This window comes from uncultured Winogradskyella sp. (assembly GCF_963975125.1).
Classification (GTDB): domain Bacteria; phylum Bacteroidota; class Bacteroidia; order Flavobacteriales; family Flavobacteriaceae; genus Winogradskyella.
The window spans coordinates 1-24070 of record NZ_CAXBGB010000019.1; the positions used below are offsets into that span (position 1 = coordinate 1).

Genomic DNA, 24070 nt, shown 5'->3' on the forward strand with positions numbered 1-24070 from the left:
CAACAAATCCTCTAAAGTTGGTCTCAGATTCACATACTTATAATGAAAACCTTCTGTTTCTGTTTTTTTAGAGCTAACGCGTTGGCTTTCAAGCAAAAGAATGTGCATTTCGCCTAAAATTAATCTCATCCCAAACTTTGGTATGTTGGGTAAAATTAGTGATCTCTGTAGGACGCTTGCAGCTATTTTTATAAATTCTTTATTACTAACGGCATTTGGAGCCACTCCGTTATAGACACCTTCTAATTTGCTTTTTAGGGCAAATACAAAAAGTGCCGCTAAATCTTGTACGTGAATCCAGCTTTGCCATTGTTTACCACTTCCAAAAGCTGCACCAGCACCAAACTTAATTGGTTTAACAATTTCTTGTAAAGCACCACTATCTTTTGCTAAAACTAAACCTATTCTAATTTTAGCGACTTTACAGCCTAATGATTTAAAACCATCAACCGAAGTTTCCCATTGTTCTACAACTTGTCCTAAAAACGACTTTGAAACATTAGAATGGGTTTCGTCATAGTAATTAGTAAGGCTAGATGGATAAATACCAATAGCACTTGCAGATACAACCTGTTCTATTGGGTAATTATGGTTTTTAATAGTGTCTTGTAAAAGTTGAGCGGTATTGGTTCTACTTTCTAGGATCTCTTTTTTGTAGTTGTCTGTCCAACGTTTAGTAATAGAAGCACCTACCATATTTATAATAGCAGTAACACCTTTAAAACAGGTATGGTCTATTTCGTTATTATTGGGATTCCAGTAAAACCCTCTATAGTTAGCTACTGTACTTAGCTTAGATTTTGCGGTCGTTAAATAATGAACATTAATACCCTTAGCATGACATTGTCTTACAATCTCTTGCCCAATTAAACCTGTCGCTCCTGTAATTAAAACGATCATTATTTTTCTTTTTGTAAAGATACGAAAGGTAGAAATCGAAAGATTTGAATTTAGTTTGGATTTAACGTTTAAAGTACAATCGTAAACCGTTCCGTCAGTTCTCGTGAATTTTATACTCGATAGAGAATAAAATTTGTATCGAGAACCATTATCACTATAAATGCTTCTCGATACAATTCCTCATCCTTCGGAATCACTCGAAGTGACAGTACAGAAGTATTTAAGCCTTTTTCGTTGCTCTCAACATTTCTCGTTTACCTGGAGGGCCAGGTAAACGCTCAACAGTAAACCCAACCGCTTGCATGGCACGTCTCACGCTGCCTTTTGCAGAATACGTTACTAAAACACCTTTATTTTTAAGTGCTTTAAACATTATAGTAAAGATATCTTCTGTCCATAAATTTGGCTGAACTCGTGCACCAAACGCATCAAAATAGATGATGTTAAAAGTGTCTTCTGCTGTAATATTCTTAAAGAATTTTTGTTGCTTTTCTAATTGGAAGTTTGAGGTTATTTGGTGTTGGTCTTCCCAAGATACCTCATGCATTCTATCAAAAATTGTAGCATGTTTTTCCGAGATAAGCTCAACATAATTTAGCTGATTAATTTCATTTAGCTCAACAGGATAAGCCTCAACACCAACATAGTTGATGGCTAAATTTAGCTTCTCTGCTTCAATTAAGGTAATAAATGCATTGAGACCTGTACCGAAACCTATTTCTAGTACGTTCGTTTCTTTAGCGTTTCGACTGCGCTCAAGGAGACAGAATTTGTCATAATAAAAAAGTAAACCATGTTTTAAAAACACATGGTTTGCTTCTTGTATCGCACCATGAATTGAATGGTATTGCTCATTCCAATCTTCTATCTGTATGGTTTTAGAACCATCAGATGTGGTGATTATTTTTCGTATCACCTATTCCGTTTTAAGTAAAACTCCGTCAGCTTCAAAACGGAATTCTAACTTAGGTTCTGTAATCGCATCGATTTCTTCTTTAGATTTACCTGCATCTTCTGCGTAGTGTCTTAATTCATCGACAGGAGTTTCTGTAACGAATGCTTTTCCGTTAACAACAACATCACCTTTAGTATCTAAAGGCATAAAAAACCCGTAGTCTTTAAACTTAACCATCACTTTATTTTCGCCATCCATATCTAAAGTCATCCAGCAACCTTTTTTAGAGCATACTTCTACAATTTTAGCAGACATTTTAGTAAGTACAGTATCTCCAGCTTCTAAGCCTTTGTATTGCTCCATCATACGTTCAGATGTTAGAGCGTCTGCATCATTAATTTCCATTCCAAAGGACGCATAGGCGATGTCTTTTTTTACACCTTCTATGTTTTTCTCAGTGGTTTTTGTTTCGTTTTTACAAGAAACAATAGTTAAACCAACGACTATAAATAAGAGTATTTTATTCATTATTGATAGGTTTCAAATTCAATTACAAATTTACACAATTAAAGGGAATATTACCTTTTTTTAACGCTACCGATTATGTATTTTTGACAAATAAATGAGACAAAATTATGGCTATTCATACAGACAATATTGTAGTTGAAACATCTGAAACTTCTAAAATTAACAGTGTCGATTTTAGCAATTTAGACTTTGGTCGTGTATTTACAGATCACATGTTTGTTTGTGATTATGAAAATGGAGAATGGCAAACACCTAAAATTATGCCTTATCAGGCCTTGTTTTTTGAGCCTTCTGCAAGAGTGTTTCATTATGGACAGGCTGTTTTTGAAGGGATGAAAGCATACAAGGATGAAGATGGAAAAACCTTTTTATTTAGGCCTCAACAGAATTTTAAAAGAATTAATAAGTCTGCTTCACGTTTGGCAATGCCAGAGTTTCCGCAAGACTATTTTTTTAAAGGGTTAGAAACCTTATTAAAATTGGATAGCGAATGGATTAAACCTGGTGTTGGTAATTCGCTTTACTTACGTCCTTTTGTTATTGCTACAGAACCTGCAATATCTGCATCTCCTGCAAATAACTACAAGTTTATGATTATTTGCTCACCAGCCAAGTCTTATTATAATTCGGCCATACGTGTGCTAATAGCAGAGCAATACAGTCGTTCTGCAGATGGTGGTGTTGGGTTTGCAAAAGCTGCGGGTAATTATGCAGCACAATTCTATCCAACAAGTTTGGCTAAAGAACAAGGGTTTCAACAAATTATTTGGACTGATGCTAATACACATACGTATCTAGAAGAGGCAGGAACGATGAATGTTTTTTTTAGAATTAACAACAAATTGATTACAGCACCAAATAACGATAGAATCTTAGATGGTGTAACGCGTAAAAGTGTTATTCAGTTAGCAAGTGATTTGGGTATAGATTGTGAAGTAAGACAAATTAAGGTGGAAGAAATTAAAACGGCTTCTAGAGAAGGTAGTTTAAAAGAAGTGTTTGGAGTTGGTACAGCAGCTGTTATTAGTCCGGTTTCGGCATTTCAGCATCAAGACGAACTCTTTGAAATTGCAGATACAGAAGATTCTTACGGCAAATTATTTAAACAGACATTATTAAACATTCAGCATAATATATCTGAAGACATACACGGCTGGAGATACGAAGTAAAGTAATCACTTAAAATGTGATTTATAATAAAAAAAAAGCCAACAAAAAATAGACTGAATCCAAAAGTTTAGACAAGTTAATAACTTATTTTGATTCTAAAATCTCTTTAATATGAGGCTTAAAATAGTTAGGTCCTTTTAAAACTTTCCCGTCTTCTCTGTATATTGGTTTTCCACCTTCTCCTAATTTACTCATATTACTACGCTGTATTTCTTCAAAGACTTCTTCGATTTTATGTTGCATACCATGTTCAATAATTGTACCGCATAAGATGTAGAGCATATCACCTAAAGCATCTGCAACTTCTACCAAATCGTTAGCATTGGCAGCTTCAAGGTATTCTTCATTTTCTTCGCGCATTAGTTTATAACGTAACAGGTTTTTATCTAATCCTAAGTCCGCTTTTGGTGTCTCTCTGTAACCAATTTTAAATGCGGTATGAAACGCTTTTACTGCATTAATTTTGTCTTGCATAGTTGTTTTATTAGTCGCTTAATTCCTATTTTTGCATAAAAATAAACTAATGTTTAGTACTGGTCAATTGATTTTTGGAATATTATTTTTTATAGCTTTTGCTATCGTTATTGCCTATCAATATCGCAAGGATTTTAAACTTCATAAAAAGTATTACAAAGGCACCGTTTGGGTACTAATTGCTTTTATTGGCTTTATCAGTATGATTGCTGCAATTAAGTTTGTTTTTATGTAAGCTTAGACTACAAATTCCACTTACAATAAGTTAGATATTCAGAGATTTTTCTATTTATGTTGTTCTATTATAAAGAGCACTATGATTATAGTTTATATAATATAAGTCTTGTTACTTATTATTGTGATATTGGCGCTTTTAAGTAAAAATAAAACTGAGTAATGTCTATTACAATAAAGCCATTATCAAACACTTAATTGACGCTTAAAAAGGGTTATTGTCCTAATTTTCCTGTTAATTCCTAAATATTTTATAACTTAATGACTTAAATATACCCAATACTGGGTATGTTTTGTTTCATCTCTTGGTTGCATATTTGAGCTATTAATTAACTAAAACCCTGTACAAATGAAAAAAAATTCAACCTTACTAATCTTATCATTATGCCTTACGATTTTGTCTTGCAAAGGTGATAAAAAAACAGATTCTATATCTGAACCAAAAACTGAGGAAAAGGAAAAGTCTGATGATTCTAGCATCTCAGTTCCTTCTAATGACATGAAATCTTTTGCCTATGTACCCACAAATCAAGTTAATAAACCACTTGAAGATGGCGATTCGTACGAAAAAAAACACGTATTAAAAGAAAGCGAAAATAATTTTAAAATAACAAGCGATAATATTCATGTTGTTATTCCGAATTCAGATGAAAACATGAAAATATTAGATGTTTTTAATATTTCCGATTATAATAATAAAAGAAATTATAATGCCATTGTAATACATTTGTCTAATGGTTTAATTACTAGTACTAGCAATATCGTTTCTCATAAACTAATTGCAGATTTAAAAATTTCAAAAATAACTGGTTTATCAAAAAAACATTTAAAAGACGGTAATCTCAAAGTTTATATAATAAATGAAGACGTTATTGATGCCAGCGAAAAATCTGCATTTATAGAATGTGCCAAAAAGGAAACAGCCTATAGTCATAACAAGTGTACATTACCTCAAGAAATTATGGCTCTAGATGCCAACGGAAACCCAGTTTTTAAACCAAGAGAACAAGAAGGCGATATCATAACAGGTGGATAGGTTTAAACTTCTTATATTTTTATGTATTCTCTTGCCCAATTTTACTAATGGGCAAGAGAATACTTTTGCTTCTATTACGGAAATTGATTCATTATACAATAATGGAAATTATCAAACAATTATTAAAATTAGCGAATCTGGAGTAACAGCTAAAAATGACATAGAATTAGCTAAAATAAATTTCATTCTTGCTAAGTCTTACGAAAATCTAAATTTAGAAGATACTGCTCTAAATTATTATAAAAAAGCTCTAGACTTATATAGAAATGAAAATGCTTATGAAGACATCGCAAAAATTAATTTAGAGATATACTTGCTATTAGATAGTCAAAATAATTTAGAGACTAGCAAAGACAAATATCTGCATGAAATATATTCCTATGCTAAACTGTCTAAATCAAAAAAATGGTTTGCATCTTACTACACCAATTATGGTGTTGATAAATTAAAACATAACAATAAAGACTCTGCTCAATTCTATTTTTTTAAGGCCCTAAAATTAGCTAATGAGATAGACAGCACTCAAATGAAAATTAATGTATCTATTAATATTGGTTCAACGTATTCTCGGAAATTTAAAAACCAAGACTCGGCAATATTTTATTACGAATATGCTTTAAAAAACTATTATAAGGACACATTTAATTATACGGATTTAAATACTGAATTTAATATTTATAACAACATTGGTAATGCTTATCGAAGGAAAAAAGATTATACGAAGGCATTAGAATATTATTATAAAGCGGAACAATTAGAATTACCCAAATTAAATAGAAAGAGTAAAAAAATCCTTTACTCAAATATGGATGCTACTTTTTATTATAAAGAAGATTGGATAAATGCCTATGATTATTTATACAAATATGACTCTATAAAAGATATCATTAATTTAAAAGAACAAAATTCAAGCATTACAGATATTGAAGAAAAATATGATAACGAAAAACTTAGAGCAGATAATCTCGAGAGTGAAGCTAAACGGTTACAAAATAGAAACTTATTGTTTGGTGCCTTAGGTCTATTAATATTGGGCAGCGTCATTTTTTACCTCATCCAAAAAAACACCAAACGTAAACAAAAGCTAGCAGAACAAGAAAAAGCCTTAGAATCTCAAAAATTAGCAACTGTCTTAAAAGAACAAGAATTGACATCTATTGATGCTATGATAGAAGGCCAAGAAAAAGAGCGACAACGTATTGCAAATGATTTGCATGACGATTTAGGTGGGCTTATGGCAACTGTGAAGCTTCATTTTAATGCCTTAAAAGATAAAGACTCGCCAGAGCTTTTTGATAAAACTAATAACTTAATTGAAGAAGCTTACCAAAAAGTACGCTCTGTGGCACATGCCAAAAACTCTGGTGTAATTGCTAAACAAGGCTTACTAAAAGCTGTACAGAATATGGCAGGTAAAGTTTCTGTCTCTAACAAAATACAAATAGAGGTTTTAGATTATGGATTAGATAACCGTTTAGAGAATAGCCTGGAGTTAACCTTGTTTAGAGTTATCCAAGAGCTTATTACAAACGTTATAAAACATGCTGAAGCAACAGAAGCAACTATACATATTACAAACCACGAGGATAGCATTAATATTATGGTAGAAGATAATGGTAAAGGTTTTAATCCAAAACAAATTACCAAAACAAATACAGGCATGGGAATTAGTAGTATCGATAAACGTGTAGAGCATTTGGATGGTACGTTGACTATAGAATCAGAAAAAAATAAAGGAACAACAGTAATAATAGACATACCATTATGATACGAATAGCCATAGCAGAAGATCATCAATCACTAATAGATGGTATAAAATTATTGTTAGAATATGAGGAAGATATTGAAATCGTTGGCACTGCAAATGATGGAGAAGCACTCTTAGATTTGGTGCGCTTAAAACAGCCTAATGTAGTTATTACAGATATTAGAATGCCTAAAATGGACGGTATTACAGCAACAAAGCTAATAAAAAACGAGCTACCACATACTAAAATTCTTGGCTTTACCATGTTCGATCAAAAAGAGGCTATACAGCAAATGATAAATGCAGGTGCTTCGGGTTATTTACTTAAAAATTCACCCTTAGAGGAAGTTTTAAAAGCAGTGCGCTCTGTGTATAGTGGCAACACCTACTTTGATGCCAATATAGAGGCTAATGCAGAGAATGATACTAATAAAAAAGCCAAGGGTGTTTTAACCAAACGACAAATAGAAATCTTAGGGTTAATAGCCCAAGGCAAAACCTCTCGAGAAATTGCAGACGACCTTTTTATAGGTTTGCATACAGTAGATACACATCGTAAAAACATGATTAGAATTCTTGGGCTTAAAGGTAAAGGAGAATTAATGCGTTTTGCCATAGAAAAGAAATATAAATTTTAAACCCTTACCGATATGAAAAATGTAATAACCACATTACTATTTATTAGTTTCATTTTTATTTCTCAATACCAAGGATATGGTCAAAATGATATTAAATTAGGTTACTTCTACGAATTAACAAAGAAAACTAAGGCTTTAGAATTAACAGAGGTCACAGGTCTTTCTACATTAAGTGGCAGAACGGATATTTCAATTTTAGAATTTGTAGCCGATCAGCCAGAAGTAAAGACGAAGGGAATTAGAATAGAATTACCTCAAAATGCTTTGTTTAAAATCATAAAAAAAGATTCTAGTGGACAATTATTTGTAATTAAAATTTTTGATGACACAGATTTTGAAAACAGATTATTCGGTCTTACGGAATTCCAAGTGATTAATTATTCAAGAGTATATGATGGAGATAAACCCAAATGGAGTTTTGTTAGTACTGCTGTTACTATACCTATTAAAATTCGGCCAGGCGATGGCAAGGATGGAGACGATAAAAAACGCTACTTCGATTTTGAAGGCAATGTGAACATTGGGTTAACTGCAGGGATCCGAAGACGTATATCAACCAGTGGCACTAGCTATTTAAGTCTTTTTGGTGGAATTAGCGTTGGTTCATCAAAACTTACAACTGACAATTCATTGGTTACTTCCGAAACTAATGTAAGCACTCTAACTCCTTTTATAGGTCTAATGTTTGAATATAATGATTTCGAAATAGGTTTGTTTACAGGTTGGGATTACGCTAGTGGTAAAATTGGTCAAAGCTGGGATTATAACGCCTTGCCTTGGTTAGGTGTTGGTTTAGGTTATAACATATTTACTACCAAAAACAAAAACCTAAAAGGCTAATTAAAAATACCCAGTATTAGGTATTTCATTTCAGTTTACGTTGAATACTTTAGTATAACTATTAACTAAAATAACCAACAATGAAAAAACAAATTTTATTACGTAGTATCTTCGGTTTAATTACAACATTAGCCAGTGGTCAAAGCTATATAGGTCATGCAATTGACAATTATTCTGGTGTCCAAGGAGTCACCTATAATCCATCTAGTGTTGTAGGATCCAACTTAAGAACTGACATTAATTTATTCTCTGCCAGTATTTTTGGAGGTAGTGATTATTTCGGTATTAATGTTAGCGATATTATTAGTTCTGATGGTGGATTTGATTTTGATGAGAGTACTGAAAAATTCCCAGGTAACGACAATAATTTTTTCTTTAATGCTGATGTTCTTGGGCCTTCTTTTATGTTCAACCTTAATAAAAGAAGCAGTATCGCAATAATAAGTAGAGTAAGAGCAAACTTTAATATTAATAATATAAATGGTGAACTTTATGAAACCGTAGCTGATGAGTTTGATACTGATGATGATTTCGAATTCAATTCTCCAAACTTAAACGGAACCATACATGCTTGGGCAGAAATAGGTCTTGCTTATGGCAGAATACTCGTAGATAAGACTAACCACCTTTTAAAAGGAGGAGTAACCCTAAAATATCTTCAAGGTGGTGGAAGTGTTTTTATGAATAGTCCAGGAATGCAAGGACAATATATAGCATCGACAGAAACATTAACTACACAGGGAGAATTAAATTATGGCACTAGTCGAGATTTTGAAGATGGTGATATAGATTTTAGTGATCTTACAGCTGGTTTTGGCTTAGATATTGGTTTTACTTATCAGTGGCATCCTAATAGAGAAAATGATTCTGTACCAAGTTATAAAGACCCTTACAAATTAAAAATAGGTGTTTCGGTTACAGATATAGGTTCTATTAATTATGACGATGCAATTGTTACTGCATACGACTTAAATGCTACAGTAGATGCTTCTAGTTTCGATGAAGATACTGAAGATTTTTTGGACGGGAATTATACAGGTGTAGAAACTAAAAAAGCGACAAAAATAAATTTACCAACCGCATTACATTTACTTGTAGATTACAGATTAACTAAAAAATGGTTTATTAGCGCTCAGGCAGATTTGTCTATGATTAAAGATGGCACAGAGCTTAGTAATTCTGTGATTAATACAGTAACTATAGCACCTCGATTAGAAACCAAATGGTTTAGTTTTTATGCACCACTTAGTTTTAGACAATATGGAGATGTCTCTTTTGGTGGTGGCTTTAGATTAGGATCTTTAACTGTTGGTTCTGGCTCAATTTTCACTAATTTGTTATCAGATAGCTCTAAGACAACAGATGTATATGTAGGGCTTAAAATTCCTTTTTATAGAAAATAATATATTATAAATTAGATCTCAAAATCCCCATTACTGGGGGTTTTTTGGCTTTAAGTCGTTTTGTAGGTTTATAAGACTATTAATTAATTCTTGTTATTATGAAACTACTATTACTTTTTTTCGCAGCCCTACTGTTTACTTACAGTTCTTTTGCTCAAGTTCCCACAAATGACTTGATTGAAAACGCTATTGAAATTGATCCATCAAATTATAGTGAAGAAAATATACGTTTAGATTTGGCGACTGCTACTAGTATAGATGCAGGAGGATGCGCTACTGGTATATATCCAAAAGTGTATTATAAATTCACTGCAAACAGTGATGGTGATGTTAGTGCGGTGCTTACAGATATGATTAGTGATCCTATTACTCAAGGATTTGTTATTTTTTATACTGCGCCAGATTTAAACCAAACGGATGAATCACTGCTTAATATTGCTTCAGCATGCCAATTTGGAGAGACAGGAACTGTAACAGTTACAACTGGACAATCCTATTATCTTGAAGTGCATAGGGTTGATGCCAATACCTTATCTAAAATTTCATTTACTTTTGCCACAATACCTCCAAACGATTTAATAGAAAATGCTATTGAAATAACAGAGGTAAACTTTAATGATGAAAATTTACGCTTAGATTTAGCAACAACAAACGGAGTAGAGTCCATTGATTGTGGAACTGGTACTTTTGCTAAAGTCTATTATAAATTTACCGCAACAACCAATGGTACTGCCCAATTTTTATTATTTCCACAAAATGGTGGAGCAATTACAGGTAATGCTTTCGTTATTATATATTCGGCCGCAGACCTTAATGTAACCTCAGAAGCAGATTTATCAGTAGTTTCAAATTGTGCCTTTGAAACTCAACCGTTAATAAATACAGTAAGCGGTCAATCTTACTATGTATTAGTACACAGAGATGCTCCTGGAGAATTATCGAAAGTACAGGCTACAATTTCACAAGATGGAACTCCTGAAGAACGACAAGCATTAATTGATTTATATAACGCTACAGATGGACCTAATTGGATTTTTAATGCTGGCTGGAACACTGCTGCACCACTTTCAGAGTGGACTAATGTAACTGTTGAAAATGGTCATGTGACATCAGTGGTTATAGCTACTTTTGGAGTAGTAGGAACTTTACCAAGTTCACTTTCGGATTTGACATTTTTAAAAACTGCCGATTTTAGATCGAATAATTTATCCGGTGAAGTACCAGATTTAAGTGGGATTTCTACTCTTGAATTATATGATGTAAATTTTAATAGATTTTCGGCAGGAGATCTTGAAACGCATTTCGCCAATAATTCTACACTACCCGATTTTAGATATACAACACAGTCTAATTTCGATCCTATTATAAATATTGAGCCAGCAATTGGAACTAACTATACGCTCACAATGACTCCTGACACAGGATCAAATGTTAGCTATCAGTGGTATAAAGACCGTGGATTCAACAATGCAAATATTCTTATAAGTGGAGCTACAAACGCTACATACGAATTAACAAATATACAGCCTGACGATTTAGATAATTACATCTGTGAAATAACAAGTACTTCAATACCAGATTTAATAATTCAACGTTTACCAATAAATTTAACAGGCCCAGTAAGCCAGCAAGAAAGAGACGCTTTAATTGCATTTTATAATGCACTTGATGGTGATAATTGGGCAGATAACACCAATTGGTTAAGTACAGAACCCGTAGGTACATGGAAATTTATTAAGACTCGCGGGAATAAAGTTATAGAAATAAGCATTTTTGGAGATGCCGCATTGAATGGTCAATTACCTACTGAAATAGGAGACTTAATATATTTGGAAATGCTATCAATAGGCATAGAACAGGGCTTATTGGGAGAATTACCTTCTAGTATAGGAAACCTTACTCAACTCCAAAGGTTACGCTTACAGTTAACAGGAAATACAGGAGCCATCCCTTCGAGTATTGGTAATTTATCAAATTTATGGGAACTTAGAATCATAGCTACAGGCATGACAGGTAATTTACCATCTACAATGGGTAATCTTACTAGTTTAACAGATATAACACTCTTTGGAGAACGCACTTTTGCGGGTAATGGTCAAAGTTTTACAGGAACTATTCCTGCATCTTTTAGCAACTTAACAAATCTATTTAAATTAGATTTACGAGGCAATAGCTTTAATGGACAAGTCCCTAACAGTTTAAGCAGTTTAACTAATTTAGCTCAATTATATTTAAACGATAATGATTTAGTAGGACCTCTACCAGACTTCTCAGGTAATATAAATCCATCACCGCAAATTACAGTTGAAAATAACTTTTTTGATTTTAGTGATTTAGAGCCATTAATAAATAATGGTGTCCCTTATACTTTTATTAGTTATTCACCACAACGCACTTTAGATCTAGAAGAAGAAATACAATCTCCTCCTGGTGTAGATATTACTCTAGACGTTAATGATACTAATATTAGCAGAGATAGTGAAGATACTGTTATGAACAATGAATACCAATGGTATAAAGATGGTAATCCAATATCTGGTGCAAATGCAAATACGCATACAATTATAAATGCTCAAATTTCAGACAGTGGTATCTACCATTGTGAAATTACAAATACCCTACTGCCAGATTTAATTATTGTGCGTGCTCCTATTTCGCTTTTAGTAGATCCTAGTTTAGGTTTTATTGATACAGAGATTAATGATATTTCCATTTATCCCAACCCAACAAAAAACTGGTTATATATTAGAACAGTAGAATTAACAAATGCTAAATTGTCTATATACGATATGAGAGGACGTTTAGTTATTTCTGATTTATTACAAGGAAATCTTAATGCTCTGAATATTCAAAACCTACAAAGTGGCACTTATATTTTAAAATTAGAGCTTCAAAATTCTATTCTTACCAAACGGTTTGTGAGGCTATAATTTATAAAAATACAGTATATCGATGTTTTTAGTTGTTGCTAATTAAAAAATCCCCAGTAATGGGGATTTTTTGATGCTAATCGTTTCTATATATTGCTAGCATATTAACTTAACACATTTATAATTATGAAAATTTTTAAAAAACTGTATGCTATCACATTTATTTTTATCGTAGCAATAGCTTGCAGTAGTGATGATGATAATTCTGGTACAACCGAAGAAAACCAAGCCAAGATTATTGGTACATGGAAATTTACTTCAAGTACCACAAATGGAGAGACAGATACAGACCTTTATATCTGTGATTTTGAAGAAACTTTTGAGTTTAATGCAACATCTATTACTATTAATTTTTATGAAGACCCTTCAGGTGAGGATGGTTCAAACTGTCAGCTCGTTGAAACTTATACTTTTAACTATACTATTAACGGAAGCACTATTTCAAATGATGAGGGGAATACTCAAGAAATTATAACTCTTAATGATACCACGCTAAGATTTGAGGAAACTGAAACCTATGAAGGTACAACCTATATATATACCGAAACCTATACAAAACAATAGTTAGTTGTTAGTTGTGATAGTTGAGTTGCTATTAATCTAAGGAAAACAAAAAGTCAGCTATCATTTAAAATCCCCAGTAATGGGGATTTTTTCACTTAGAAGTAAAAGCTAATTTCACTCTATGAAAAAGTCTAATATGACAGCTGAACTTCAATTATTAAAGCTAATTGAAACACTTAGTGATAAGAAAAAAACATTAAGTTACAAAGAATTTATTTCGGTATTAAGTGCTACTAAATCCATTCATAACAATAAACAACTTATCGATAATTTAATTCAATCTTTAAGAGTGCTTAGTCAAACAAAAGTTTATAATAAAAACAATTTAACCAAACGAGAAAAACAGGTATTTTTACTTATTGGAGAAGGCTTAAAAAACATCGATATTGCAAATGAATTTAACTTAAGTAAATCAACAGTAGAAACACATCGAAAGAATATTAGAAAAAAACTTAAGCTCAATAGTAATGAAAATTTATTCGCTGTTGCATTGCAATATAGTATGCAATACCAAAATGGTAATGGTGATGACAATTTTTAGAACAAACGATGATATAGAAAATAAATGAATATGATACTACTTGTAATTCTTTTAGCAATCAATGCACTTTTACTACGATTTAGTGTAAATAAAAAACATCTAGTGAAATAATAGCATATAAATAAAGAACGGTCTTAAATGACCACTCTTTATTTCTGTTGTTATTGGGAAGCTAATATTATTCGTAGCCTCCTTTAACGTTTATTTACCAGAAAGTATAGTTTGCCTTCTATGTTTTCAATACAGGTAATTTCTAAATGAACGTTTGGTAAGCTTCTACATCAAAAAAAACATCATCTTTTAAAAGACTAACAAGCTTGGTGTTACCTTTTCTCTTTAGGTATATCAGTAAAAACGATGTTATTCATATCACTCGCAAAATTTCCACTTCCTTTAGTTCCAGCATTAACATTTGCTGCTCTTTCTTTAATTACAATTGTTCCGTTGTGAAAACCCGCTGGTTTAAAACTTTACCATTCAATATAGACTTGTTAATAATTGACTCGGTATTTTACAGCTGAGACATTTGTTATTGCAGCTTCTTTATTTTTAGCTATTAATGTTACTAAAGTAAAAATTATTAAAAATGATGTTTTTAGGTCAGTTTTATTTTAAGTCTGCAAAGGCAAGAATTAGAAAAGATAAAGTCTTATAAAAAATGTTAATGACATTTTGACATTTTTATAATAATGGCAGTACTTTTGTCATCTCTAAATCGAAGATTTAAAAACGAAACTCAAAATGAGTAAAAAAAATAAAAACAAAGAAGTGGAAGAACCACAGCTAGAAGATACAGCAACGGCAACTGCTGAAACGGAACAAAAAGAAGAAAGATCTGCAGAAGAACAGTTGCAAAACCAATTGGTTTTAGAGAAAGATAAGTTTATGCGTTTGTTCGCAGAATTTGAGAATTATAAAAAGCGTACAACAAAAGAACGTATCGAATTATTTAAAACAGCGAGTCAAGACCTTATGGTGTCTATGTTGCCAGTTTTAGATGATTTTGAGCGTGCTTTAGCGCATATAGAAGACGATAAAGAAGCAGAAGAATTAAGAAAAGGTGTACTGTTAATTTATAATAAACTCATCACTACACTAGAGCAAAAAGGCTTATCTAAAATAGAGGTAAGACAAGGTGATACATTTAATGCAGATGATCATGAAGCTATAACGCAAATACCAGCTCCTAGTGAAGATTTAAAAGGTAAAATCATTGATGTGGTCGAGCATGGTTATAAGTTAGGAGAGAAGGTAATTCGTTTTCCTAAAGTGGTTATTGGACAATAATATTAAAAGAAGAGTTTTCCACTTTTGTGGAAATGAATAATAAATTATTCGATGAAAGAAGATTATTACGACATATTAGGTATAAGCAAAGGCGCTTCTGACGCTGAGATAAAAAAGGCTTATCGTAAGATGGCTTTAAAGTTTCACCCAGACAAAAATCCTGATGATACTCAAGCAGAAGAGAAATTTAAAAAAGCAGCAGAGGCTTATGAAGTATTAAGTAATGCTGATAAGAAAGCACGTTACGACCAGTTTGGTCACCAAGCCTTTGAAGGAGGTGGTGGTGGAGGCTTCGGTGGAGGCGGAATGAATATGGATGATATCTTTAGCCAATTTGGTGACATCTTCGGAGGAGGCTTCAGTGGAGGTGGCGGATTCAATGGCTTCGGTGGAGGTGGCAGACAACGTGTCGTTAAAGGAAGTAACCTACGTATTCGTGTTAATTTATCCTTAGAAGAAGTGGCTAATGGTGTTGAGAAGAAAATTAAAGTAAAGCGTAAAATTCAAGCACCAGGAACTACATACAAAACGTGTAGTACATGTAATGGTGCTGGTCAAGTTACTAGAGTTACTAACACCATTTTGGGACGTATGCAAACTTCTGCTGCTTGTCCTACTTGTGGTGGAGCTGGTCAGACTATTGATAAAAAACCATCAGATGCTGATGCACAAGGTTTAAAAGTAGCTGAAGAAACCGTAGTGGTGAAAATTCCTGCAGGTGTTGTTGACGGTATGCAGCTAAAAGTTACGAGCAAAGGTAATGATGCTCCAGGAAACGGTATTGCTGGTGATTTATTAGTAGCCATACAAGAAGAAGAACACCCGACGCTAAAACGAGAAGGAGATAATTTGCATTACGATATGTATGTTAGTTTACCTGATGCTGTTTTGGGCACTTCGAAAGAAATAGATGCTGTAACTGGAAAAGTGAGAATTAAAATTGAAGCTGGCGTACAATCTGGTAAAATTTTAAGACTTAGAGGTAAAGGCATTCCTAGCATAAATGGATATGGTAAAGGAGATTTACTCGTTCACGTAAATGTTTGGACACCAAAGACTTTAAGTAAAAAACAGAAAGATTTTTTTGAAAGTATGAAAGAAGACGAACATTTTGAGCCAAAGCCAGAAAGTTCGGATAAATCTTTTTTTGAAAAGGTGAAAGATATGTTTTCATAAAAAGCCTCTTTTTAAGAAAAAATACTATATTTGAATTATCGCTAATGCTAATTAGCGGTAATTTTTCTTTTTCATAGCAATTTTTTCCCATCCTTGTCTAACCATAAGGGTGGGTTTTGTTTTTATAGAATTAACGTTTTGCCTTAATAAATGATGCATAATTTGTATGATATTTATTCTTTAAAACGCAATAACATTTAATATATTTACATGCTAACCCTACGATAAAAATTTAGTTAAAAATGAATAACCTCTTAGTTGCTAATTCCGTATCAAAAAACTATGGAGATTTTAGAGCACTAAATAAAGTTTCTATTGCCGTACCAAAAGGTAGTATTTTTGGTCTTCTTGGACCAAACGGAGCAGGAAAAACCACACTAATTCGTATCATTAATCAAATTACAATGCCAGATGAAGGCTCTGTTTTATTAGATGGCCAACCACTTAAATCAGATCATATTAGAGACATTGGTTATTTGCCAGAAGAACGCGGCTTGTATAAGTCTATGAAAGTTGGCGAACAATGTTTGTATTTAGCACAATTAAAAGGCTTGAGTAAATCTGAAGCAAAAAGCCGACTAAAATATTGGTTTGATAAACTCGAAATTGGGGATTGGTGGAATAAGAAAATTCAAGAGTTAAGTAAAGGCCAGGCTCAAAAAATACAATTTGTGGTAACTGTTTTACACAAACCAAAACTATTAATTTTTGATGAACCCTTTTCTGGATTTGACCCTATAAATGCAAACTTAATAAAAGACGAAATTTTGCAATTAAGGGAAGAAGGAGCAACTGTGATTTTTTCGACGCATCGTATGGAATCCGTTGAAGAATTATGTGATAATATTGCATTAATCCATAAATCTAATAAGGTTTTAGATGGAAAATTGAATGATATTAAGCGTCAATACAAAACCAATACCTTCGAAGTTGGTATAGAATCTGCAAATAAAGATAAGGTGCTTTCTGAAATTCAGAATACGTTTGATGTGCTTCCTGCAACCTTCAAAAATTTAAATGATGATATTAAGTTGAATATTAATATAGGAGACAATACCTCTCCAAATGATTTGCTTTCATTTTTAACCGCTAAGGCAGAAGTACATCATTTTGTAGAAGTCATCCCTTCTGCGAACGATATTTTTATTCAAACTGTAAAAAATAACTAAGTATGAACCATTTACCACTCATCATAAAACGAGAGTACTTAACTAAGGTTAAGAACAAGTCGTTCATTGTTATGACATTTTTAAGCCCATTAATAATGATTGCGTTGATTGCTGTAGTTGCTTATCTATCTCAACTAAACAACGATAAGCAACGTACTATTTCTGTGTTAGATGAAACAGGTTATTTAAAAGATGTTTTTCAGAATACAGAAAATACAAATTACACCAATCTAAATGCCCTAAATTTAGAAGATGCCATCGCTTTAGTTAAGAAAAAAGAAGATTACGGTCTGCTACATATTGCTGCAGTAGATTCATTAGATGTTTTTTCTAAGAATGTAAAGTTTTATTCTGAAGAGTCTCCATCAATATCTATTATGTCTGTATTAGAACGTAAAATTGAAAAGCGATTACGAGAAATAAAACTTCAAAAAGACGGAGTTACTCTCGCTCAAATTGAAGCTTCTAAAACAGATATAGATATTGCCCAAGAAAGTTTTGATGGAGAGAAAAGCTCTAAGATAGATAATGTTGTTAAGCTTGCATTTGGAGGTATAGCTGGTTATTTGTTGTTTATGTTTATAATTATTTATGGTAACATGATAATGCGAAGCGTTATTGAGGAAAAAACAAGTAGAATTATTGAGGTGATTATTTCTTCAGTAAAGCCTATTCAATTAATGATGGGTAAAATTATAGGAACATCTTTAGCCGGAGTTACTCAGTTTGTTATTTGGACGATTTTAGGTGGTGTTTTAATGTTGGTTGTGTCTTTTATCTTTGGTATTGATTTAACACAAGTGCAAACACCACAGCAAGAAATGATGAATCAAGCTTTACAAGCAGAAGGTGCACAAGCTATGGCAGAAAATTTAATCATTGCAATCAGCAATTTGCCTATTGCTAATCTTGTAATCGCTTTTATATTTTTCTTTATTGGAGGTTATTTATTATACAGTTCGTTATATGCAGCAATTGGTGCTGCTGTAGATAATGAAACAGATACACAACAGTTTATGTTACCCATATTAATGCCATTGATTTTAGCAGTTTATGTTGGCGTGTTTACGGTTATAGAAGATCCTCATGGCACGGTTTCAACTGTATTTTCGTTTATTCCATTTACATCACCTGTAGTAATGCTAATGCGTATTCCTTTCGGTGTTCCATTATGGCAACAAGGCTTGTCTCTATTACTTTTAATTGGTACTTTTATATTTGCAGTATGGTTTGCTGCAAAAATCTATCGTGTAGGGATATTAATGTATGGTAAAAAGCCAACATACAAGGAGTTATTTAAATGGTTAAAGTACTAATATGGAAAAGGTTAATGAAATATTAAATTATTCGTTTCAATTAACAGACACTATTTCTATTAGTGTTAAAGGAATGCTATTTGTTTTACTTGTCATTCTTTTAACTACATTTTTTTTAAAGCTTATCAGGAAAATTACAACTAGAAATTTACCTAAAAATGATCGCGCTAAATTTGATACAGTCTTTTCTTATGTGCGATGGATAATCTATCTTATATTTCTATTAATTACGCTTCATGCCATAGGAGTTAATGTAACCGGAGTATTTGCAGCTTCTGCGGCACTTTTAATAGGTGTAGGTTTGGCACTCCAAACGCTATTTCAGGATATTATTTCTGGTGTATTTATTTTAGTAGATCAATCTGTACATGTTGGTGATATTATTGAATTAGATGGCAAGGTGGGAAGAGTAGAAGAAATAAAGTTAAGAACTACAAGAGCTGTAACTATAGATAACAAAGTAGTGGTAATACCAAACCATTTATACTTAACCAATTCATTATACAATTGGACACAAAATGGAACACTAACACGAGAAGATGTTGAGGTTGGTGTAGCTTACGGAAGTGATGTTCAGTTAGTAAAGAAAATATTATTACAAGTAGCAAAAGCCCATCCAGATGTTATTTCAAAACCAGAACCAATTGTGGTTTTTACGTCTTTTGGAGATAGTTCATTAAATTTTAAGTTAATAATTACGCTTAATGATAGTTTTAAGGCTACATTTCCAAAGAGTGATATTCGTTTTGAAATAGATCGTTTATTCAGAGAAAACAATATTACTATTCCGTTTCCTCAACGCGATATCCATATTATTCAAAAATAGAAGACCTAGATGATTTTACGCTTATCTAAATGTTATGCAATACTCGCTATAGTTACTATGTGTTGTATTCATTCAGTTAAGGCTCAACTTTCAGATTTAGCACGACTAGAGTATTCATTTATTCCTAGTACAAATTCAGAAGATCAATACACAAGACTAAGAGCTTTGGTGAATTACCCAATAAAAATTAGGGATAAGAATTATTTAATTATCGGCGGAGAATACAATAGAATCATTTTAAATCTAGAAGATGAATATCCTTTTAACACTGAGCCTTTAAGGAAATTGCATATAATTGATTTGAATATAGCTTATACATTTAAGTCGCAATCCATGTGGAGATTGGGCGTTAAGGTAAATCCAAGAATTGCTTCTACATTGACAAAAAAACTCACCTCGGACGACTTGTTTTTAAATGGTGGTGTTTTTGCAATTAAAGACAGAACTGACGCTAAAGATATAGCTAAACCTTATCGTTTAGTATTAGGGTTAACCTATAATACAACAGTTGGTGTCCCATATCCTCTCCCATTTGTTAGTTATTACAGACGTGTTAATAATAAATGGTCGTTTAGTGCAGGTGCTCCAAAATCCAACCTTAAATACTTCTTTAGTGAAAAGAGTATGCTACAAATATTTGCCACTTTAGATGGTTACTTTGCAAATATTCAAGAGTCAATGCTAGTTAATAGTAAGATTGTGAATAATATTTCACTCTCAGTTGCAGTTGGTGGATTTGGGTACGAATATTGTTTTACAAAACATTTAGTAGCATATTCTTATATTGGGTACACCTTTAGATTAAATAATGTGTTAAGAGACGAAAACAGAGATGACGTTTTTAAGTTAAATGATTTAAATGCTTTTTATTTTAGAAGCGGATTAAAATTTAAAATATAATTATGCCAAAAATATTAATAATAGAAGATGAAGCGGCAATCCGCAGAGTATTAGTAAAAATACTTTCTGAAGAAAATAATACTTACCAAGTTGAAGAAGCTGAAGATGGTTTAGTCGGAATTGAAAAAATAAAAAAAGACGATTACGATTTAGTGCTATGTGACATTAAAATGCCAAAAATGGATGGTGTTGAGGTGCTTGAAGCCGTTAAAAAAATAAAACCAGAAACACCTATGGTTATGATTTCTGGTCATGGTGATTTAGATACCGCTGTAAATACAATGCGTTTAGGTGCTTTTGATTATATCTCAAAACCACCAGATTTAAACCGATTACTAAACACTGTTCGTATCGCTTTAGATCGTAAAGAACTAGTCGTTGAAAATAAAATGCTAAAAAAGAAGGTTAGCAAAAATTATGAGATGATTGGTCAGAGTGATGGTATCTCTCGTATTAAAGATATGATTGATAAAGTAGCTCCAACAGATGCACGAGTTTTAGTAACCGGTCCTAATGGAACAGGCAAAGAACTTGTTGCACATTGGTTACACCAAAAAAGTGAACGCTCTAAAGGGCCAATGATAGAAGTGAATTGTGCTGCAATACCTTCTGAATTAATAGAAAGTGAATTGTTTGGTCACGTTAAAGGTGCATTTACATCTGCAGCAAAAGATAGAGCAGGTAAGTTTGAAGCCGCTAATGGAGGTACCATATTTTTAGATGAGATTGGAGATATGAGCCTATCGGCTCAAGCCAAAGTTTTACGTGCTTTGCAAGAAAGTCGCATACAACGTGTTGGTAGTGATAAGGATATAAAAGTAAATGTTAGAGTCGTAGCTGCAACAAACAAAAACTTGAAGAAGGAAATTGAAAATGGTAAATTTAGAGAAGATTTATATCACAGATTAGCAGTGATTTTAATTGAGGTACCTGCTTTAAACGACAGGAGAGAAGATATTCCGTTGCTTATCAATTATTTTACAGATAAAATTGCAACTGCTCAAGGAAATGCTAAAAAATCATTTTCAGATAAAGCGATAAAATTACTTCAGAATTATGATTGGACAGGTAATATTCGAGAATTGAGAAATGTTGTAGAGCGACTTATTATATTAGGAGGAAGTGAGGTTAGCGAAAATGATGTTAAAGCGTTTGCTTCAAAATAATTATTAAAATATGAAAAATATATATATAGACGATTTTAAAATTTCATCCCAAATCAATATTGAAAAATTACCAACGGCTCTAGATTTAGGAGAAGATAAGAAGGATATTCAAAAAGAACTAAGAGATGTAAGTGAGCGTTTGGCAGATATACAGAATACTATGTATGCTCATGGAAAGTATTCGGTTTTAATGTGTATTCAAGGTATGGATACAGCTGGTAAAGACAGTCTAATCCGTGAGGTTTTTAAAGAATTTAATGTAAGAGGTATCGAAGCTCATAGTTTTAAAAAGCCAACAGACATCGAATTAAAACACGACTATCTTTGGAGGCATTATATCGCTTTACCAGCTAGAGGTAAATTCGGAATTTTTAACAGAACGCATTATGAAAATGTATTGGTAACTCGTGTACATCCTAATTATTTGATGTATGAGAATATGCCAGAGATAAAAAGTGTAGATGATGTAACGGAAACCTTTTGGGATAAACGATTTGAAGAAATAAATAATTTTGAGAAACACGTTGCAGAAAACGGCACTATAATCTTTAAATTCTTTTTGAACATTTCAAAAGAAGAGCAAAAAAAACGATTGCTCAGACGTTTAAACAAGCCTGAAAAGCACTGGAAATTTTCACCAGACGATTTAAAAGAACGCAAACTTTGGGACGATTATCAAAATTGCTACGAGGATTTATTAAATAGAAGCTCAAAGTCTTATGCACCTTGGTTTAATATTCCTGCGGATGATAAACCAACAGCACGTTATATAGTTGCTAAGATTCTTTATGACACTTTAAAAACTTATACTGATATTAGAGAGCCAGAGTTACCAGCTAAGGACAAAGCGAATATAGATATGTATAAGCAAGAATTAGAAAACGAATAATTAGAAAACATGAAAGTTAAACTCCTACTCCTATCTTTTATTACTATACTATGTAATTTTAATTTAAATAGTCAATCCGATGAAGATGTATTAAAAACAATATACACCGTGTCACTAACTAATGGACAAAGCTATAATTGGCTAGATTATCTATCTAATGAAATAGGAGGAAGATTGTCTGGCTCAAAAAACGCAGAACTTGCTGTACAATACACCAAAGCAGAGCTTGAGAAACTTGGTCTAGACCAAGTGTGGTTACAACCTGTTATGGTTCCAAAATGGGAAAGAGGAGAAAAAGAAATGGCTTATTTTGAAGTTTCTGGTATTGCAAATCAAGTAAATATTTGCGCTTTAGGAGGTTCAATTGCAACTACAGAAGATGGTATCTCAGCAAGTGTTATAGAAGTGAAAAATTTTGAAGAATTAGCTGCTTTAGGAAAAAACAAGATTAAAGGAAAAATTGTATTTTACAATAGAGCAATGCAAGCAGATTTGATTAGTACATTTAATGCTTATGGCGGTTGTGTAGATCAACGTTATGCTGGTGCTTTAGAGGCTGGTAAGTATGGAGCTGTTGGTGTTATTGTACGTTCTATGAATTTGCGCCAAGATGATTATCCGCATACAGGTAGTATGAGTTATGGTGAGTTAACATTAGAACAACGTATTCCTTCTGCAGCAATAAGTACTAATGATGCAGATGTGTTAAGTAAAGCATTAAAGCAGAATGAAAATCTTCTGTTCTATTTTAAGCAAAGTTGTAAGCAATTTGATGATGTGCAATCCTATAATGTTATTGGAGAAATCACTGGAAACGAATTTCCAAATGAATACATTGTAGTAGGAGGTCATTTAGATTCGTGGGATTTGGGAGATGGTGCTCACGATGATGGTGCAGGAGTAGTGCAATCTATGGATGTATTACGCTTGTTAAAAGAAAGTGGTATTAAGCCAAAAAGAAGTATTCGTGTAGTTTTATTTATGAACGAAGAAAACGGATTACGTGGGGCAACTGAATATGCAAAAGTAGCAAAAGAGAAAAATGAGAATCACATTTTTGCTTTAGAAAGTGATTCGGGCGGATTTACACCAAGAGGGTTTTCGTTTGCCGCTAATGATACTAATTTCAATCAAGTACTGGGATGGAAAGCTTTATTTAAACCGTATTTAATTCATTATTTTGAAAAGGGCGGAAGTGGAGCAGATGTTGGCCCATTAAAATCTGAGACTAATGTTTTAGCAGGTTTAAGACCAGATTCTCAACGTTACTTCGATCATCATCATGCATCAAATGATACGTTTGAGCATGTTAACAAGCGTGAACTAGAATTAGGAGCTGCAACAATGACAGCTTTAGTGTTTTTGTTTGATAAATATGGAGTTAATCCTGTTCCAAAATCAACAAAAATTAAAAATTAAGTAATTAGCTAATAAAGTTAGT

General features: G+C 32.6%; 23 protein-coding genes. 19 read left to right on the forward strand and 4 right to left on the reverse strand.

From position 1 onward, the window contains the following. From AAC053_RS04400 to AAC053_RS04410, 3 genes are all read right to left on the reverse strand, one after another. Positions 1 to 900: TIGR01777 family oxidoreductase (locus tag AAC053_RS04400; protein ID WP_339753271.1), on the reverse strand; the 900-nt coding region annotated here is incomplete at its 3' end. Positions 901 to 1120: 220 nt separating this feature from the next. Then, on the reverse strand, positions 1121 to 1816 hold the full coding sequence (mnmD, locus tag AAC053_RS04405) for a tRNA (5-methylaminomethyl-2-thiouridine)(34)-methyltransferase MnmD (RefSeq protein WP_339753274.1): 696 nt from the start codon (positions 1814 to 1816) through the stop codon (positions 1121 to 1123). Further along, positions 1817 to 2323, reverse strand: coding sequence for a DUF4920 domain-containing protein (locus AAC053_RS04410; protein WP_339753277.1), 507 nt, complete (start codon positions 2321 to 2323; stop codon positions 1817 to 1819). It abuts the gene before it with no gap. A 107-nt stretch (positions 2324 to 2430) separates the two neighbouring features. Between AAC053_RS04410 and AAC053_RS04415 the strand changes: the two genes are divergently transcribed. Further along, positions 2431 to 3498 carry a branched-chain amino acid aminotransferase gene (locus AAC053_RS04415; RefSeq protein ID WP_339753280.1) on the forward strand — a complete coding sequence of 356 codons (1068 nt, stop codon included), beginning with the start codon at positions 2431 to 2433 and terminating at the stop codon, positions 3496 to 3498. Positions 3499 to 3577: 79 nt separating this feature from the next. Here the strand turns inward: AAC053_RS04415 and AAC053_RS04420 are convergent, their stop codons facing one another. Then, positions 3578 to 3967, reverse strand: coding sequence for a nucleoside triphosphate pyrophosphohydrolase family protein (locus AAC053_RS04420; RefSeq protein ID WP_339753283.1), 390 nt, complete (start codon positions 3965 to 3967; stop codon positions 3578 to 3580). 49 nt (positions 3968 to 4016) lie between these two features. Here AAC053_RS04420 and AAC053_RS04425 point away from each other — a divergent pair, with 49 nt between their 5' ends. The 18 genes from AAC053_RS04425 to AAC053_RS04510 all read left to right on the forward strand — a co-directional run bounded on the left by AAC053_RS04425 (position 4017) and on the right by AAC053_RS04510 (position 24048). After that, entirely contained in the window at positions 4017 to 4202 is a 186-nt protein-coding gene (locus AAC053_RS04425; protein ID WP_339753285.1) for a hypothetical protein, read from the forward strand. A 348-nt stretch (positions 4203 to 4550) separates the two neighbouring features. Further along, on the forward strand, positions 4551 to 5237 hold the full coding sequence (locus AAC053_RS04430) for a hypothetical protein (protein ID WP_339753288.1): 687 nt from the start codon (positions 4551 to 4553) through the stop codon (positions 5235 to 5237). 31 nt (positions 5238 to 5268) lie between these two features. After that, the gene (locus AAC053_RS04435; RefSeq protein ID WP_339753291.1) at positions 5269 to 7005 is read left to right on the forward strand and encodes an ATP-binding protein; all 1737 of its coding nucleotides are present in this window, start codon (positions 5269 to 5271) and stop codon (positions 7003 to 7005) included. Further along, complete coding sequence (locus AAC053_RS04440) at positions 7002 to 7622, forward strand: response regulator transcription factor (protein WP_339753293.1); 621 nt, start codon at positions 7002 to 7004, stop codon at positions 7620 to 7622. Before AAC053_RS04435 ends, AAC053_RS04440 begins: the two co-directional genes overlap by 4 nt. 12 nt (positions 7623 to 7634) lie before the next feature. Beyond that, the gene (locus tag AAC053_RS04445) at positions 7635 to 8462 is read left to right on the forward strand and encodes a hypothetical protein (RefSeq protein ID WP_339753295.1); all 828 of its coding nucleotides are present in this window, start codon (positions 7635 to 7637) and stop codon (positions 8460 to 8462) included. Positions 8463 to 8542: 80 nt separating this feature from the next. Further along, on the forward strand, positions 8543 to 9865 hold the full coding sequence (locus AAC053_RS04450) for a DUF5723 family protein (protein WP_339753299.1): 1323 nt from the start codon (positions 8543 to 8545) through the stop codon (positions 9863 to 9865). 98 nt (positions 9866 to 9963) lie between these two features. Next, positions 9964 to 12795, forward strand: a complete 2832-nt coding sequence (locus AAC053_RS04455) for a T9SS type A sorting domain-containing protein (protein ID WP_339753301.1) — start codon at positions 9964 to 9966, stop codon at positions 12793 to 12795. 126 nt (positions 12796 to 12921) lie between these two features. After that, complete coding sequence (locus tag AAC053_RS04460; RefSeq protein WP_339753304.1) at positions 12922 to 13359, forward strand: lipocalin family protein; 438 nt, start codon at positions 12922 to 12924, stop codon at positions 13357 to 13359. A 121-nt stretch (positions 13360 to 13480) separates the two neighbouring features. Next, positions 13481 to 13900 (forward strand): LuxR C-terminal-related transcriptional regulator, encoded by a 420-nt coding sequence (locus AAC053_RS04465; RefSeq protein ID WP_339753306.1) that lies wholly within the window; start codon positions 13481 to 13483, stop codon positions 13898 to 13900. 741 nt (positions 13901 to 14641) lie between these two features. Next, entirely contained in the window at positions 14642 to 15187 is a 546-nt protein-coding gene (locus AAC053_RS04470; RefSeq protein ID WP_339753309.1) for a nucleotide exchange factor GrpE, read from the forward strand. Positions 15188 to 15238: 51 nt separating this feature from the next. Beyond that, positions 15239 to 16363 (forward strand): molecular chaperone DnaJ, encoded by a 1125-nt coding sequence (dnaJ, locus tag AAC053_RS04475; RefSeq protein ID WP_339753312.1) that lies wholly within the window; start codon positions 15239 to 15241, stop codon positions 16361 to 16363. A 242-nt stretch (positions 16364 to 16605) separates the two neighbouring features. Beyond that, positions 16606 to 17532, forward strand: coding sequence for an ATP-binding cassette domain-containing protein (locus AAC053_RS04480; RefSeq protein ID WP_339753314.1), 927 nt, complete (start codon positions 16606 to 16608; stop codon positions 17530 to 17532). A gap of 2 nt (positions 17533 to 17534) precedes the next feature. After that, positions 17535 to 18848, forward strand: a complete 1314-nt coding sequence (locus AAC053_RS04485) for an ABC transporter permease (RefSeq protein WP_339753316.1) — start codon at positions 17535 to 17537, stop codon at positions 18846 to 18848. A gap of 1 nt (position 18849) precedes the next feature. Continuing rightward, positions 18850 to 19674 carry a mechanosensitive ion channel domain-containing protein gene (locus AAC053_RS04490; RefSeq protein WP_339753319.1) on the forward strand — a complete coding sequence of 275 codons (825 nt, stop codon included), beginning with the start codon at positions 18850 to 18852 and terminating at the stop codon, positions 19672 to 19674. A 9-nt stretch (positions 19675 to 19683) separates the two neighbouring features. Further along, positions 19684 to 20574, forward strand: coding sequence for a DUF6268 family outer membrane beta-barrel protein (locus AAC053_RS04495; protein WP_339753321.1), 891 nt, complete (start codon positions 19684 to 19686; stop codon positions 20572 to 20574). Between the two features lie 2 nt (positions 20575 to 20576). Beyond that, the gene (locus AAC053_RS04500) at positions 20577 to 21740 is read left to right on the forward strand and encodes a sigma-54 dependent transcriptional regulator (RefSeq protein ID WP_339753322.1); all 1164 of its coding nucleotides are present in this window, start codon (positions 20577 to 20579) and stop codon (positions 21738 to 21740) included. 10 nt (positions 21741 to 21750) lie between these two features. Beyond that, positions 21751 to 22629 (forward strand): PPK2 family polyphosphate kinase, encoded by an 879-nt coding sequence (locus tag AAC053_RS04505; RefSeq protein ID WP_339753325.1) that lies wholly within the window; start codon positions 21751 to 21753, stop codon positions 22627 to 22629. Positions 22630 to 22638: 9 nt separating this feature from the next. Beyond that, the gene (locus AAC053_RS04510; protein ID WP_339753328.1) at positions 22639 to 24048 is read left to right on the forward strand and encodes a M20/M25/M40 family metallo-hydrolase; all 1410 of its coding nucleotides are present in this window, start codon (positions 22639 to 22641) and stop codon (positions 24046 to 24048) included. Positions 24049 to 24070: the final 22 nt, after the last annotated feature.